At 51.9% G+C, this 15,492-nt stretch carries 13 protein-coding genes and 1 tRNA gene; all 14 read left to right on the top strand.

Annotation, left to right across the window (positions count from 1 at the left end; all coding sequences use genetic code 11):
• A partial coding sequence (locus tag IQ22_RS22160; protein WP_483247342.1) for an EF-Tu C-terminal domain-related protein occupies positions 1-90 on the top strand: 90 nt, incomplete at its 5' end.
• A gap of 55 nt (positions 91-145) precedes the next feature.
• Positions 146-221 (top strand) — tRNA-Trp (locus tag IQ22_RS22165).
• A gap of 36 nt (positions 222-257) precedes the next feature.
• A complete protein-coding gene (gene secE, locus IQ22_RS22170) occupies positions 258-626 on the top strand; it encodes a preprotein translocase subunit SecE (RefSeq protein ID WP_145145994.1) in 369 nt (122 codons plus the stop codon).
• A gap of 9 nt (positions 627-635) precedes the next feature.
• Positions 636-1,172 carry a transcription termination/antitermination protein NusG gene (nusG, locus tag IQ22_RS22175; protein ID WP_145145995.1) on the top strand — a complete coding sequence of 179 codons (537 nt, stop codon included), beginning with the start codon at positions 636-638 and terminating at the stop codon, positions 1,170-1,172.
• A gap of 116 nt (positions 1,173-1,288) precedes the next feature.
• The gene (gene rplK, locus IQ22_RS22180; RefSeq protein WP_145145996.1) at positions 1,289-1,720 is read left to right on the top strand and encodes a 50S ribosomal protein L11; all 432 of its coding nucleotides are present in this window, start codon (positions 1,289-1,291) and stop codon (positions 1,718-1,720) included.
• Positions 1,720-2,415, top strand: a complete 696-nt coding sequence (gene rplA / locus IQ22_RS22185) for a 50S ribosomal protein L1 (RefSeq protein WP_145145997.1) — start codon at positions 1,720-1,722, stop codon at positions 2,413-2,415. The genes rplK and rplA overlap by 1 nt, the downstream gene beginning before the upstream one ends.
• 207 nt (positions 2,416-2,622) lie before the next feature.
• The gene (gene rplJ / locus IQ22_RS22190; RefSeq protein ID WP_145145998.1) at positions 2,623-3,123 is read left to right on the top strand and encodes a 50S ribosomal protein L10; all 501 of its coding nucleotides are present in this window, start codon (positions 2,623-2,625) and stop codon (positions 3,121-3,123) included.
• Between the two features lie 81 nt (positions 3,124-3,204).
• Complete coding sequence (gene rplL / locus IQ22_RS22195) at positions 3,205-3,573, top strand: 50S ribosomal protein L7/L12 (protein ID WP_145145999.1); 369 nt, start codon at positions 3,205-3,207, stop codon at positions 3,571-3,573.
• Positions 3,574-3,797: 224 nt separating this feature from the next.
• Positions 3,798-7,871 carry a DNA-directed RNA polymerase subunit beta gene (gene rpoB / locus IQ22_RS22200; RefSeq protein WP_145146000.1) on the top strand — a complete coding sequence of 1,358 codons (4,074 nt, stop codon included), beginning with the start codon at positions 3,798-3,800 and terminating at the stop codon, positions 7,869-7,871.
• Between the two features lie 64 nt (positions 7,872-7,935).
• Positions 7,936-12,138, top strand: coding sequence for a DNA-directed RNA polymerase subunit beta' (gene rpoC, locus IQ22_RS22205; RefSeq protein WP_145146001.1), 4,203 nt, complete (start codon positions 7,936-7,938; stop codon positions 12,136-12,138).
• Between the two features lie 154 nt (positions 12,139-12,292).
• A complete protein-coding gene (gene rpsL, locus IQ22_RS22210) occupies positions 12,293-12,664 on the top strand; it encodes a 30S ribosomal protein S12 (protein ID WP_010796747.1) in 372 nt (123 codons plus the stop codon).
• 96 nt (positions 12,665-12,760) lie between these two features.
• Positions 12,761-13,234, top strand: coding sequence for a 30S ribosomal protein S7 (gene rpsG / locus IQ22_RS22215; RefSeq protein WP_007163088.1), 474 nt, complete (start codon positions 12,761-12,763; stop codon positions 13,232-13,234).
• A gap of 30 nt (positions 13,235-13,264) precedes the next feature.
• Entirely contained in the window at positions 13,265-15,367 is a 2,103-nt protein-coding gene (gene fusA / locus IQ22_RS22220) for an elongation factor G (RefSeq protein WP_145146002.1), read from the top strand.
• 29 nt (positions 15,368-15,396) lie between these two features.
• Positions 15,397-15,492: GTP-binding protein (locus IQ22_RS22225; RefSeq protein ID WP_233432247.1), on the top strand; the 96-nt coding region annotated here is incomplete at its 3' end.

The raw sequence follows: 15,492 nt of genomic DNA on the forward strand, positions 1-15,492 counted from the left end.
CCGATCGCCATGGAAGAAGGTCTGCGCTTCGCGATTCGTGAAGGTGGCCGTACCGTTGGTGCCGGCGTGGTTGCCAAGATCGTCGAATAAAATCGTTGATTTTGGAGTGTTGGGCCGGCATAATAGTCGGCCTGATTTAAGTTACAGGCCAGTAGCTCAATTGGCAGAGCGGCGGTCTCCAAAACCGCAGGTTGGGGGTTCGATTCCCTCCTGGCCTGCCAGATTTTAATCTGGCATTTCCTGACAGGAATTCATTGATGAGCGTCAAGGCGGAAGCCCAAGAGTCACGCTTCGATACACTGAAGTGGCTTGCGGTCGTCTTGCTGGTGGCAGTAGGCGTTGTCGCCAATCACTACTACTCAGCCCAGCCGATCTTGTACCGTGTAATCGGTCTGTTGGTTTTGGGGGCAGTAGCTGCTTTCATTGCATTACAGACTGTCAAAGGGCAGGCTTTTTTTACCCTGCTCAAAGAGGCGCGCACCGAGATTCGTAAGGTCGTCTGGCCTAGTCGGCAGGAGACTACACAAACCACGTTAATTGTGGTTGCGGTAGTGCTGATCATGGCACTGCTGCTTTGGGGGCTAGACTCCCTGCTCGGATGGCTTGTTTCCATGATCGTAGGTTAAGGGTTCGCCGTGGCTAAGCGTTGGTACGTCGTGCATGCATACTCAGGCTATGAGAAGCATGTCATGCGCTCGTTGATCGAGCGCGTCAAGCTTGCCGGAATGGAAGAAGAGTTCGGCGATATTCTGGTTCCCACCGAAGAAGTGGTGGAAATGCGTAACGGCCAGAAGCGCAAAAGCGAGCGAAAGTTCTTCCCGGGCTATGTTCTGGTCCAGATGGAAATGAACGAAGGAACATGGCATTTGGTTAAAGATACACCTCGGGTAATGGGGTTTATTGGTGGTACGGCGGATAAGCCGGCACCAATTACTGATCGTGAAGCAGAGGCTATTTTACGCCGTGTTTCTGATAGCAGTGATAAGCCTAAGCCGAAGACATTGTTTGAGCCAGGCGAAACGGTCCGTGTTATCGATGGTCCGTTTGCTGATTTCAATGGTGTCGTTGAAGAAGTGAATTACGAAAAAAGCCGAATTCAAGTGGCTGTGCTCATTTTTGGGCGATCCACTCCGGTTGAGTTGGAATTCAGTCAAGTCGAAAAGGTCGTCTAGACTGAGGTCGAATCCTATACCCCGCAGTTAAGGCTGCGGGGTTTTGTTGTCACTGGGATAAAGCGAAATAAACCGGGGAGCCCGCGCGGCGTTTGAACCCGTCATTGGAGTAGCAAATGGCTAAAAAAATTCAGGCTTATATTAAGCTGCAAGTGAAGGCTGCCCAGGCCAACCCAAGCCCGCCAGTAGGTCCGGCGTTGGGTCAGCATGGCGTGAATATCATGGAATTCTGTAAGGCATTCAATGCTCGTACCCAAGGTATGGAGCCTGGTCTGCCTACGCCTGTGATCATCACGGTATATAGCGACCGTAGCTTTACATTCGAGACTAAGAGCACTCCTGCTTCCGTTCTGCTGAAAAAAGCAGCCGGTATTCAGAGTGGCTCCAGCCGTCCGAACTCTCAGAAAGTAGGCACTGTTACCCGTGCCCAGCTGGAAGAAATTGCCAAGACTAAGAATGCTGACCTCACGGCAGCAGATCTGGATGCAGCAGTTCGTACGATTGCGGGTTCTGCCCGTAGCATGGGTCTGAATGTGGAGGGCGTGTAATGGCTAAGCTGACTAAGCGTCAAAAGGCGATTGCCGCCAAGATCGAAGCGGGCAAGCAGTATGGTTTCGAAGAAGCTGCTGCGCTTCTGGCTGAGCTGTCTGCTGTCAAGTTCAAAGAATCTGTTGATGTTTCTGTGAACCTTGGCGTTGATCCGCGCAAATCTGATCAAGTTGTTCGTGGTGCTACCGTTCTGCCGAATGGTACAGGTAAGTCTGTGCGTGTGGCTGTATTTACTCAAGGCCCCAACGCTGAAGCCGCATTGGCTGCAGGCGCTGACCGTGTTGGTATGGACGAATTGGCTGCTGAAATGAAAGGCGGCGATCTGAACTATGACGTGGTTATCGCTTCACCAGATGCCATGCGCGTAGTTGGTCAGCTGGGCCAGATCCTAGGTCCGCGTGGTCTAATGCCAAACCCTAAGGTAGGTACTGTAACGCCTGACGTGGCAACTGCTGTTAAGAATGCCAAGGCTGGTCAAGTTCGGTTCCGTACTGACAAGAATGGTATCATTCACGCGTCTGTAGGTAAGGTTGATTTCGAACCTGCCAAATTGAAGCAGAACGTTGAAGCATTGCTGTCCGACCTGAAGCGCCTGAAGCCTTCTACATCCAAAGGCATCTACGTTAAGCGTATTACCCTAAGCACTACTATGGGGCCAGGTCTGCAGATTGATCAGGCTTCGTTGGAGGCCTAAGTAATATGGAGCGAAGCCTTGGCTTCGCTCACACTATTGGGGTCCCTGCCTGGCGGGGGCTGTCCAAGACCGTAGGTGGCCATGTGTTTAAGACTGGCCTTAAACATTGCCTACGCAGATGGTGCTCCCGATTCGGTTACCGAGTCAGACACCAAAACGACGTCCAGCTTCGGTTGGACGATACGGTAACATCCAGGAGTAAAACCCGTGGCAATTAAACTCGAAGACAAGAAGGCTATCGTCGCTGAAGTCAACGAGGCTGCCCAAAGTGCCCTGTCTGCTGTTGTGGCTGATGCCCGTGGCGTGACTGTAGGTGCTATGACCGGACTCCGTAAAGAGGCCCGTGCGGCTGGCGTGTACGTGAAAGTTGTGCGTAACACTCTGCTGCGTCGCGCTGTTGAAGGTACTTCTTTTGACGTACTGAACGACGCGTTTAAAGGCCCGACCTTGATTGCTTTCTCCAACGAACATCCGGGCGCTGCCGCTCGTATTTTCAAGGATTTTGCAAAAGGTCAGGATAAGTTCGAGATCAAGGCGGCCGCGTTTGAAGGCAAGCTGATCCCAGCTAACCAGATCGACGTACTGGCAACTCTGCCAACCTACGACGAAGCTGTGTCCCAGCTGATGAGTGTTATTCAGGGCGCAACCAGCAAGCTGGCTCGTACTCTGGCTGCTATTCGCGACCAGAAAGAATCTGCTGCAGCCTAATAAGGCTCTGCATCTTCTTTCTCGCTTTTTTGTTTAATTCTAGTGGCTACGAAGCCCCTAAACGATACAGGAATTAGAGTCATGGCTCTGACCAACGAAGATATCATCAACGCCGTATCCGAAATGTCCGTCATGCAAGTGGTCGAACTGATCAAAGCGATGGAAGAGAAGTTCGGTGTAACTGCTGCCGCTGCTGTTGCTGCTGGTCCGGCTGCTGCCGCTCCGGTTGCTGAAGAGCAGACTGAATTCACTATCATGTTGACCGAAGCTGGCGACAAGAAAGTGAACGTCATTAAAGTTGTTCGTGAACTGACTGGTCTGGGCCTGAAAGAAGCCAAGGCAGTAGTTGATGGCGCTCCTGGCGTGGTTAAAGAAGGCGTTTCCAAAGAGGAAGCCGAGGCTGCCAAGAAGTCTCTGGAAGAAGCTGGCGCCAAGGTCGAGCTCAAGTAAGTTCGTCCGTTGCGTCTACAGCCGGAGCGTTAACGTTCGGCTGATGGCTGGTGGCAATTGCCACCGGCCTTTTTCTGTTTCGAGGCGATCCTTGTTTTTAGATTGCTCGGCAGAAATAACAAGACCATTACGATGTAATGGCGCAAACGGTGACGTTTGCAAGATTTTCCGGCTGCTCCCGTCGGAGAGGCCAAACAAGCAGGTGACCAAGCTGGGGAACGCTGATGGCTTACTCATATACTGAGAAAAAACGTATCCGCAAGGACTTTAGCAAGTTGCCGCACGTTATGGACGTGCCGTATCTATTGGCTATCCAGCTGGATTCGTATCGCGAATTCCTGCAGGCGGGCGCAGGCAAAGATCAGCTCCGCGATATCGGTCTGCACGCGGCCTTCAAGTCCGTTTTCCCGATTATCAGTTACTCTGGCAATGCTGCCTTAGAGTACGTCGGCTATCGCCTGGGCGAGCCGGCATTTGATGTTAAAGAATGTGTTTTGCGTGGCGTAACTTATGCGGTTCCGCTGCGGGTAAAAGTGCGCCTGATTATTTTTGATCGCGAGTCTTCGAACAAGGCGATCAAGGATATTAAGGAGCAAGAAGTGTACATGGGGGAAATCCCTCTAATGACTGAAAACGGTACTTTTGTCATTAATGGTACCGAGCGGGTTATTGTTTCCCAGTTGCATCGTTCGCCAGGCGTGTTCTTCGATCATGACCGTGGTAAAACACACAGTTCTGGCAAGCTTCTTTATTCGGCTCGTATTATCCCTTATCGTGGTTCATGGCTCGATTTTGAGTTCGATCCCAAGGATAGCGTTTTCGTTCGTATTGACCGTCGCCGTAAGTTGCCGGCAACGGTGCTTCTGCGTGCCCTGGGTTATGGCACTGAAGAAGTGCTGGACATGTTCTATGACACTAATATTTTCCATATCAAGGGTGAAACTCTTAACTTGGAGTTAGTGCCACAACGACTGCGTGGCGAAATTGCTAGTTTTGATATTAAGGACAGCGCAGGCAAGGTCATTGTTGAGCAGGGCCGCCGTATTACAGCGCGTCATATTAATCAATTGGAAAAGTCAGGCATTACCGAGCTTGAAGTTCCGTTTGATTATGTAATTGGTCGTACTACAGCCAAGGCAATTGTTCATCCGGCTACCGGTGAAATTATTACCGAATGCAATACAGAGCTAACGCTTGATTTGCTGGCTAAAATAGCCAAGGCCAACGTTGTTCGTATCGAAACGCTCTATACGAACGATATCGACTGTGGCCCGTTTATTTCTGACACACTGAAAGTTGACTCTACTAGCAATCAACTTGAGGCGCTGGTCGAAATCTATCGCATGATGCGTCCTGGCGAGCCGCCAACCAAGGAAGCAGCAGAAACGTTGTTTAATAATCTCTTCTTCAGTGCAGAGCGTTATGATCTTTCTGCTGTAGGCCGGATGAAGTTCAATCGCCGCATCGGTCGTGAAGAGATTGAAGGCTCGGGTGTTCTAAGCCGCGAAGATATCGTTGACGTTTTGAAAACGTTGGTTGATATCCGTAATGGTAAAGGCATCGTTGACGACATCGACCACCTTGGTAACCGTCGTGTTCGTTGTGTTGGTGAGATGGCAGAAAACCAGTTCCGTGTTGGCCTCGTTCGTGTTGAACGTGCCGTCAAGGAACGTCTGTCGATGGCCGAAAGCGAAGGTTTGATGCCACAGGATCTGATCAACGCTAAGCCGGTGGCTGCTGCGATCAAAGAGTTCTTCGGTTCAAGCCAGCTATCCCAGTTTATGGACCAGAACAACCCTCTGTCCGAGATCACGCACAAGCGTCGCGTCTCTGCACTCGGCCCGGGTGGCTTGACTCGTGAGCGCGCCGGTTTTGAGGTTCGTGACGTTCATCCGACTCATTATGGTCGCGTCTGCCCAATTGAGACACCGGAAGGTCCGAACATTGGTCTGATTAACTCATTGGCGACCTATGCTCGTACGAACCAGTATGGCTTCTTGGAAAGTCCTTACCGTGTAGTTAAAGAAGGTGTAGCTACAGATGAAATCGTATTCCTCTCTGCGATTGAGGAAGCGAATCATGTGATTGCCCAGGCTTCTGCTGGTCTGGATGAAAATAATCGTCTGACCGATGAGCTGGTTGCTGTACGTCACTTGAACGAGTTTACCGTTAAGGCGCCTGAAGACGTTACATTGATGGACGTATCCCCGAAGCAGGTTGTTTCGGTGGCAGCGTCGTTGATTCCTTTCCTTGAGCACGACGATGCTAACCGTGCCTTGATGGGATCAAACATGCAGCGTCAGGCTGTGCCGACATTGCGTTCGGACAAGCCTCTGGTCGGTACGGGCATGGAGCGTAACGTTGCACGTGACTCTGGCGTGTGCGTAGTTGCGCGTCGTGGCGGTGTAATCGACTCGGTTGATGCAAGTCGTATCGTTGTTCGCGTGGCAAACGATGAGGTCGAAACGGGAGAGGCTGGTGTAGATATTTACAACCTGACCAAATATACCCGCTCCAACCAGAACACGTGTATCAACCAGCGCCCGCTAGTCAGTAAGGGTGATGTGATTGCTCGTGGTGATATTCTGGCTGACGGCCCGTCCACAGATATGGGCGAGCTGGCACTGGGTCAGAATATGCGTGTCGCGTTCATGCCCTGGAACGGTTACAACTTCGAAGACTCGATTTTGTTGTCTGAACGTGTTGTTCAGGAGGATCGTTTTACTACGATCCACATTCAAGAGCTGACTTGTGTAGCGCGTGATACGAAGCTCGGCCCGGAAGAAATTACTTCCGATATTCCGAACGTAGGTGAAGCGGCACTGAACAAGCTGGATGAAGCCGGTATCGTTTACGTAGGTGCTGAGGTTCAGGCGGGTGACATTCTGGTTGGTAAGGTCACGCCAAAAGGCGAGACTCAACTCACACCAGAAGAAAAGCTACTGCGTGCAATCTTCGGTGAAAAGGCTTCTGACGTTAAAGATACTTCCCTGCGTGTGCCTACAGGTACCAAGGGTACTGTTATTGATGTCCAGGTCTTCACGCGTGATGGTGTTGAACGTGACTCTCGTGCTTTAGCGATCGAAAAATCTCAACTGGACGAGATTCGTAAGGATCTTAACGAAGAGTTCCGTATCGTTGAGGGTGCTACGTTCGAGCGTTTGCGCTATGCGTTAGTCGGGCAGGTAGCGGATGGCGGTCCTAACGTTAAGAAAGGCACCGTCATTACAGATGAGTATCTGAATGGTCTTGAGCGTGGCCAGTGGTTCAAGCTGCGCATGGCTGAAGATGCGCATAATGAGCAGCTGGAAAAAGCTCAAGCTTACTTGTCGGATCGTCGCCAGCTTCTGGACGACAAGTTTGAAGACAAGAAGCGCAAGCTTCAGCAGGGAGATGACCTGGCTCCTGGTGTGTTGAAGATCGTCAAGGTATACCTGGCAATCAAACGTCGTATTCAGCCGGGCGATAAGATGGCTGGTCGTCACGGTAACAAGGGTGTGGTCTCCGTTATCATGCCTGTTGAAGATATGCCGTACGATGACCATGGCACACCAGTTGATATCGTACTAAACCCATTGGGTGTACCGTCACGGATGAACGTGGGTCAAATTCTTGAAACGCACTTGGGTCTTGCAGCCAAAGGCTTGGGCGAAAAGATCAATCGCATGCTTGAAGAGCAGCGTAAGATCGCCGAGCTGCGTAGTTTCCTGAATGAGATTTACAACGAAATCGGTGGCCGGCAAGAGTCATTGGATGACCTGAGTGATGCCGAAGTCCAGCAGTTGGCTAAGAACCTGCGTGCTGGGGTTCCAATGGCAACTCCGGTTTTTGATGGTGCCAAAGAAAGTGAAATTAAGGCCATGCTGAAGCTGGCTGACCTGCCGGAAAGCGGTCAGATGCGTCTGTTTGACGGTCGTACGGGGAACCAGTTCGAGCGTCCAGTTACAGTTGGCTATATGTACATGCTGAAGCTGAACCACTTGGTCGACGATAAGATGCATGCCCGTTCAACGGGTTCATACAGCCTGGTTACTCAGCAGCCGCTGGGTGGTAAGGCGCAGTTCGGTGGCCAGCGTTTCGGGGAGATGGAGGTCTGGGCGCTCGAAGCCTATGGAGCCGCCTATACCCTTCAGGAAATGCTAACGGTCAAGTCGGACGATGTGAATGGCCGGACCAAGATGTATAAGAACATCGTGGACGGAGATCACCGTATGGAGGCCGGTATGCCGGAATCCTTCAACGTATTGATCAAGGAAATTCGCTCGCTCGGTATCGATATCGAATTGGAAACCGAATAACACGCGACGCTAAGAGGGCATGGCCGTCAAGGCGGTCATGCCCGGTCCGTGAGGAGGAAAGGCCTTGAAAGACTTGCTGAATCTGTTGAAAAACCAGGGTCAACTCGAAGAGTTCGATGCCATTCGTATCGGTCTGGCCTCGCCCGAGATGATTCGCTCTTGGTCCTTCGGTGAAGTAAAAAAGCCGGAGACTATTAATTACCGTACGTTTAAACCCGAGCGTGACGGTCTTTTCTGCGCCAAAATTTTTGGTCCGGTAAAAGATTACGAATGTCTTTGCGGTAAGTACAAGCGGCTCAAGCACCGTGGTGTCATTTGTGAGAAGTGTGGCGTTGAAGTCGCGCTCGCAAAGGTGCGCCGCGAGCGCATGGGACATATCGAGCTAGCATCTCCGGTTGCTCATATTTGGTTCCTGAAGTCCTTGCCGTCCCGTATTGGTCTGCTGTTGGACATGACTCTGCGTGATATCGAGCGTGTGCTTTATTTCGAAAGCTACGTCGTAATCGATCCGGGTATGACCACGCTGGAAAAATACCAACTGCTCAATGACGAGCAGTATTTCGAGGCGCTTGAAGAGTTCGGTGATGACTTTGATGCCCGTATGGGTGCAGAGGCTGTCTTCGAGCTGTTGTCCGGCATTGATCTTGAACACGAGATTGGCCGTCTGCGGGAAGAGATTCCGCAGACCAATTCCGAGACCAAGATCAAGAAGCTGTCCAAGCGTTTGAAGTTGATGGAAGCTTTCCAGGGCTCTGGCAACAAGCCTGAGTGGATGGTAATGACAGTGCTGCCTGTGCTGCCGCCGGACCTGCGTCCGCTGGTTCCGCTTGATGGTGGCCGTTTTGCAACGTCCGATCTGAACGATTTGTATCGGCGTGTCATCAACCGTAACAACCGTTTGAAGCGTCTGCTGGATCTCTCTGCGCCTGACATTATCGTGCGCAACGAGAAGCGTATGCTGCAGGAAGCGGTTGACGCTCTGCTTGATAACGGTCGTCGCGGTCGTGCGATTACCGGGTCCAACAAGCGTCCGCTCAAATCCTTGGCCGACATGATCAAGGGTAAGCAGGGGCGCTTCCGTCAGAACCTGTTAGGTAAGCGTGTGGATTACTCGGGTCGTTCGGTAATCACCGTAGGTCCGACCTTACGTCTGCATCAGTGTGGTCTACCTAAGAAGATGGCTCTAGAGCTGTTCAAGCCTTTCATCTTTGGTAAGCTCGAGGCGCGTGGCATGGCCACTACCATCAAGGCTGCCAAGAAGATGGTCGAGCGTGAGCTGCCTGAGGTTTGGGACGTTCTTGCTGAAGTAATTCGTGAACATCCTGTGCTCTTGAACCGTGCGCCGACCCTGCACCGTTTGGGTATCCAAGCGTTTGAGCCTGTTCTAATTGAAGGTAAAGCGATTCAGCTGCACCCGTTGGTATGTGCGGCCTATAACGCCGACTTCGATGGTGACCAGATGGCTGTTCACGTTCCGCTGACGCTGGAAGCTCAGCTGGAAGCGCGTGCGCTGATGATGTCGACCAACAATATCCTGTCGCCAGCAAACGGTGAGCCCATTATCGTACCGTCGCAGGACGTGGTGTTGGGTCTGTATTACATGACGCGTGAGGCAATCAATGCCAAGGGCGAGGGTCGTGTATTTGCTGACCTGCAGGAAGTGGACCGTGTTTTCCGTGCGGGTGAGGCTGCCCTGCATGCGCGAATCAAGGTGCGTATCAACGAAAAGGTGAAGGAAAAGGACGGTAGCGTCACGGCTAACACCCGCATCGTTGAAACAACGGTAGGTCGTGCATTGTTGTTCCAGGTCGTTCCGGCAGGCTTGCCGTTCGATGTGGTCAACCAGCCCATGAAGAAAAAAGCAATCTCCAAGCTGATTAACCACTGCTATCGTGTAGTGGGGCTAAAGGATACTGTTATCTTCGCTGACCAGCTGATGTATACCGGCTTTGCCTTCTCGACATTGTCTGGCGTCTCTATTGGTGTTAACGATTTCGTAATTCCTGACGAAAAGGCTCGCATTATTGATGCGGCCACTACCGAAGTGAAGGAAATTGAAAGCCAGTACGCTTCAGGCCTTGTAACGCAAGGTGAAAAGTACAACAAGGTCATCGACCTTTGGTCTCGCGCCAACGATGAAGTATCCAAAGCCATGATGGCCAACCTTTCCAAGGAAAAGGTCATTGATCGTGAAGGCAAGGAAGTTGATCAGGAATCCTTCAACTCCATGTACATGATGGCTGACTCGGGCGCGCGGGGTTCTGCCGCTCAGATTCGTCAGCTGGCGGGTATGCGTGGTCTGATGGCTAAGCCGGACGGCTCTATTATTGAAACGCCTATTACAGCTAATTTCCGTGAAGGTCTGAACGTACTGCAGTACTTCATTTCTACTCACGGTGCTCGTAAGGGTCTGGCCGATACTGCACTGAAAACGGCAAACTCCGGTTATCTGACGCGTCGTCTGGTTGATGTGGCTCAGGATCTGGTTGTAACCGAGATCGATTGTGGTACTGAGCATGGCTTGGTTATGACGCCGCATATTGAAGGCGGTGATGTCGTCGAGCCTCTGGGTGAGCGCGTCTTGGGTCGAGTTATCGCCCATGATGTATTCAAGCCAGGTGCAGAAAGCGAGGTTATCGTTCCGGCAGGTACGTTGGTTGACGAGCGCTGGGTCGAATTCCTTGAGCTGAATAGTATCGATGAAGTTGTGGTTCGCTCTCCAATTACATGTGAGACACGTCATGGTATCTGTGCCAAGTGTTATGGCCGAGACCTTGCGCGTGGGCATCAGGTAAACATCGGTGAAGCTGTAGGCGTTATCGCAGCCCAGTCGATTGGTGAGCCTGGTACTCAGTTGACCATGCGGACGTTCCACATTGGTGGTGCGGCTAGCCGAACTTCCGCTGCAGATAACGTTCAGGTCAAGAATGGCGGTACGATCCGGTTGCATAATCTGAAGCACGTTGAGCGTGCAGATGGCGCACTGGTTGCTGTTTCGCGTTCGGGAGAGCTGGCGGTTGCTGATGACTTCGGTCGTGAGCGTGAGCGCTACAAGCTACCCTACGGCGCTGTCATCTCTATCAAGGAAGGCGACAAGGTAGAAGCAGGCGCCATTGTGGCGAAGTGGGATCCGCATACGCACCCGATTGTGACCGAGATGGATGGTACGGTAGCGTTTGTCGGGATGGAGGAAGGCATCACGATTAAACGTCAGACAGACGAGCTGACAGGCCTGACCAACATCGAGGTAATGGACGCCAAAGATCGCCCAAGCTCTGGCAAGGATATTCGCCCTGCGGTCAAACTGATCGATGCGAATGGCAAAGACTTGCTGTTGCCAGGTACTGATGTGCCTGCTCAGTACTTCCTGCCGCCAAATGCGTTGGTTAACTTGAATGACGGTGCCAAGGTGAGCGTGGGTGACGTTATTGCGCGTATCCCGCAGGAGACGTCGAAGACTCGCGATATTACCGGTGGTCTGCCGCGTGTAGCTGATCTTTTCGAAGCGCGTCGCCCGAAAGAGCCGGCAATTCTGGCAGAGATCAGTGGTACGATTTCCTTCGGTAAGGAAACCAAGGGTAAGCGCCGCCTGGTTATTACGCCGACGGATGGTAGCGATCCTTATGAGGAGCTGATTCCAAAGTGGCGTCACCTGAACGTGTTCGAGGGGGAGCAAGTCAGTCGCGGGGAGGTTATTTCCGACGGTCCGAGCAATCCTCACGACATTTTACGTTTGCTTGGCGTAAGTGCATTGGCCAAGTACATCGTGAATGAGATTCAGGATGTTTATCGCCTGCAGGGCGTGAAAATCAACGACAAGCATATCGAAACCATCTTGCGTCAGATGCTGCGTAAGGTTGAGGTAAGTGAAGTCGGTGACTCTAGCTTCATTAAGGGTGACCAGATGGAGCTAACCCATGTTCTTGAAGAAAACGAGCGTCTGGCAGGTGAAGATAAATTCATCTCCAAATACGAGCGTGTTCTTCTGGGCATTACCAAGGCTTCGCTGTCGACAGAGTCCTTTATTTCTGCGGCATCCTTCCAGGAGACTACGCGTGTTCTTACAGAGGCAGCAGTCACTGGCAAGCGTGATTTCCTTCGCGGTTTGAAGGAGAACGTGGTGGTGGGTCGTCTGATTCCGGCTGGTACTGGTTTGGCTTATCACAGTGAGCGGAAACGTCAGCGTGATATGGGTAAACCTCAGCGTGTAAGTGCGAGCGAAGCCGAGGCAGCTTTGACCGAGGCATTGAACTCCAGCGGAAGTTAATAGCTGGAGTGAACAAGCGAAGCCTCGGCCGGACGGTCGAGGCTTCGTGTTGACGGTATGGAAGAACCTCTTTAGACTTTCGTACCCCGAAAATTGGCAGGGCGTAGAGTCCTGCCATTTCGTTTGTGTCGTAAGACAATCAGTGGAGCTTTAGATGGCAACGATTAACCAGCTGGTGCGTAAGCCGCGCAAGCGTCTCGTCGAGAAGAGCGACGTGCCTGCGCTGCAAAACTGCCCGCAGCGTCGTGGTGTTTGCACCCGCGTTTATACAACTACTCCCAAGAAGCCTAACTCGGCACTGCGTAAAGTATGCCGTGTTCGTTTGACTAATGGCTTCGAAGTGACTTCCTACATCGGTGGTGAAGGTCACAACCTGCAAGAGCACAGCGTGGTGCTGATCCGTGGCGGTCGAGTTAAAGACCTTCCGGGTGTGCGTTATCACACTGTTCGCGGCTCTTTGGACACCTCGGGTGTTAAAGATCGTAAGCAGGGTCGTTCCAAGTACGGCGCGAAGCGTCCGAAGTAATCTATTCTTTTTGTTCGAGTCGATAAGAGTAAGGTCGGGCGTAACGTCAATGTTACAGTTCCGAGCTAACCTGAAGACCGTTTTGAGGGCTTATCAATGCCAAGACGTCGTGTAGCGGCCAAGCGCGAAATACTTGACGATCCAAAGTACGGAAGCCAGATCCTGGCCAAGTTCATGAACCACGTGATGGAGAGCGGCAAGAAAGCCGTTGCCGAACGTATTGTTTATGGTGCATTGGACAAGGTCAAAGAGCGTTCCAAGAATGCCGAACCCCTGGAAGTTTTCGAAAAAGCGCTCGACGCCATCGCTCCGCTGGTCGAAGTAAAGTCCCGCCGTGTCGGCGGTGCTACCTACCAGGTGCCGGTCGAAGTTCGTCCGTCCCGTCGTAATGCCCTGGCCATGCGTTGGCTGGTGGACTCTGCGCGTAAGCGTGGTGAAAAATCCATGGCTTTACGCCTAGCAGGTGAGCTCATGGACGCTTTTGAAGGCAAGGGTGCTGCAGTCAAGAAGCGCGAAGACGTGCATCGCATGGCAGAAGCCAACAAGGCTTTCTCGCATTACCGCTTCTAAGCCCAGCGCTTCCAATCAAGCGAGGACCTTATGGCTCGTACAACCGCAATTAATCGCTACCGTAACATCGGTATCTGTGCTCATGTGGACGCAGGTAAAACGACTACGACTGAGCGAATTCTGTTCTATACCGGCGTGAACCACAAAATGGGTGAGGTTCATGACGGTGCTGCAACTATGGACTGGATGGTGCAGGAGCAAGAGCGTGGTATCACGATCACTTCTGCTGCTACCACTGCCTTTTGGTCTGGTTCTACCAAGCAGTACGATAACTACCGTGTAAATATTATCGATACCCCCGGTCACGTTGACTTCACTATTGAAGTTGAGCGTTCCCTGCGGGTATTGGATGGTGCGGTGGTTGTATTCTGCGGTACTTCAGGCGTTGAGCCTCAATCCGAGACAGTATGGCGCCAGGCGAATAAGTACGGTGTTCCGCGTATCGTCTATGTGAACAAGATGGACCGTGCCGGTGCTAATTTCTTGCGCGTAGTCGAGCAGATCAAGAAGCGCCTGGGGCATACTCCGGTTCCTGTTCAGCTGGCTATTGGTGCTGAAGATAATTTCCAGGGCCAGATCGATCTTCTGAAGATGAAAGCTATCTTCTGGAATGAAGATGATCAGGGCATGACTTACCGTGAGGAAGAAATTCCTGCGGAGCTTCAGGATCTCGCTGAAGAGTGGCGCTCCAACATGGTTGAGGCTGCGGCTGAAGCTAACGAAGAGCTCATGAACAAGTACCTGGAAGGTGGCGAGCTATCGATCGAAGAGATCAAGGCTGGTCTGCGTCAGCGTACTATCGCTTGTGAAATCGTTCCGGCTGTTTGTGGCTCCTCCTTCAAGAACAAAGGGGTTCCCTTGGTTCTTGACGCCGTAATTGACTACTTGCCAGCTCCGACTGAAATTCCTGCAATTAAAGGTGTTCACCCGGATAACGAAGAGCAGGAAGATGAACGTCATGCAGATGACGCTGAGCCTTTCTCTGCTTTGGCGTTCAAGATCGCTACTGACCCGTTCGTAGGTACCCTGACATTTGCTCGCGTGTACTCGGGTATCCTGAGCTCGGGTGACTCAGTTCTAAACTCTGTAAAGGGTAAGAAAGAGCGTGTGGGTCGTATGGTGCAGATGCATGCGAACACCCGTGAAGAGATCAAAGAGGTCCGCGCAGGCGACATCGCAGCCCTAATCGGCATGAAAGATGTTACTACGGGCGATACGCTGTGCTCGCTTGAAAAGCCGATCATCCTTGAGCGTATGGACTTCCCTGAGCCTGTGATTTCGGTGGCTGTTGAGCCGAAGACCAAGGCTGACCAAGAGAAGATGGGTATTGCGCTGGGTAAGTTGGCTCAGGAAGATCCATCGTTCCGCGTTAAGACTGACGAAGAGTCCGGTCAAACGATCATCTCTGGTATGGGTGAGCTTCACCTGGATATTCTAGTTGATCGGATGAAGCGCGAGTTTGGCGTTGAGGCCAATATCGGTAAGCCGCAGGTGGCATACCGTGAGACTATCCGTAATAAGTGCGAGATCGAAGGCAAGTTCGTTCGCCAGTCTGGTGGTCGCGGTCAGTTCGGTCATTGCTGGATTCGTTTTGCTCCGGCTGATGAGGGTCAGGAAGGGCTCGAATTTACGAGTGAAGTGGTAGGTGGTGTGATTCCAAAGGAATACATTCCAGCTATTCAGAAAGGTATTGAAGAGCAGATGAAAAACGGTATTGTTGCCGGTTATCCGCTGCTCGGTCTGAAAGCTACTGTGTTCGACGGTTCCTATCACGATGTTGACTCCAACGAAATGGCGTTCAAGATCGCTGCTTCGATGGCAACTAAGCAGCTGTCCCAGAAGGGAGGTGCTGTTTTGCTGGAGCCCATTATGAAGGTCGAGGTGGTAACGCCTGAAGACTATATGGGTGACGTGATGGGTGACCTGAACCGTCGTCGAGGCCTAATTCAGGGCATGGAAGACACGGTCTCTGGCAAAGTCATTCGTGCTGAGGTTCCGCTGGGTGAGATGTTTGGCTACGCTACTGATGTGCGTTCCATGTCTCAAGGGCGTGCAAGCTACTCCATGGAGTTTGCCAAGTACGCTGAAGCGCCATCGAACATCGCTGAAGCAATCATCAAGAAACAAGCTTAATAAACGCTTTCTAGTAGGGGTTTATACTCGTGGCTAAAGAAAAATTTGAACGTAACAAACCGCACGTCAACGTCGGCACCATCGGCCACGTCGACCATGGTAAGACAACGCTGACCGCTGCGCTG

This window comes from Pseudomonas duriflava (assembly GCF_007830155.1).
Taxonomy (GTDB): domain Bacteria; phylum Pseudomonadota; class Gammaproteobacteria; order Pseudomonadales; family Pseudomonadaceae; genus Chryseomonas; species Chryseomonas duriflava.

Excerpts from the sequence above, each read along its gene's own strand:
- secE (WP_145145994.1), top strand. The coding sequence starts at position 258 with ATGAGCGTCAAGGCGGAAGCCCAAGAGTCACGCTTCGATACACTGAAG.
- fusA (WP_145146002.1), top strand. The coding sequence starts at position 13,265 with ATGGCTCGTACAACCGCAATTAATCGCTACCGTAACATCGGTATCTGT.
- rpoB (WP_145146000.1), top strand. The coding sequence starts at position 3,798 with ATGGCTTACTCATATACTGAGAAAAAACGTATCCGCAAGGACTTTAGC.
- rplL (WP_145145999.1), top strand. The coding sequence starts at position 3,205 with ATGGCTCTGACCAACGAAGATATCATCAACGCCGTATCCGAAATGTCC.
- rpsG (WP_007163088.1), top strand. The coding sequence starts at position 12,761 with ATGCCAAGACGTCGTGTAGCGGCCAAGCGCGAAATACTTGACGATCCA.
- rpsL (WP_010796747.1), top strand. The coding sequence starts at position 12,293 with ATGGCAACGATTAACCAGCTGGTGCGTAAGCCGCGCAAGCGTCTCGTC.
- rplK (WP_145145996.1), top strand. The coding sequence starts at position 1,289 with ATGGCTAAAAAAATTCAGGCTTATATTAAGCTGCAAGTGAAGGCTGCC.
- rplA (WP_145145997.1), top strand. The coding sequence starts at position 1,720 with ATGGCTAAGCTGACTAAGCGTCAAAAGGCGATTGCCGCCAAGATCGAA.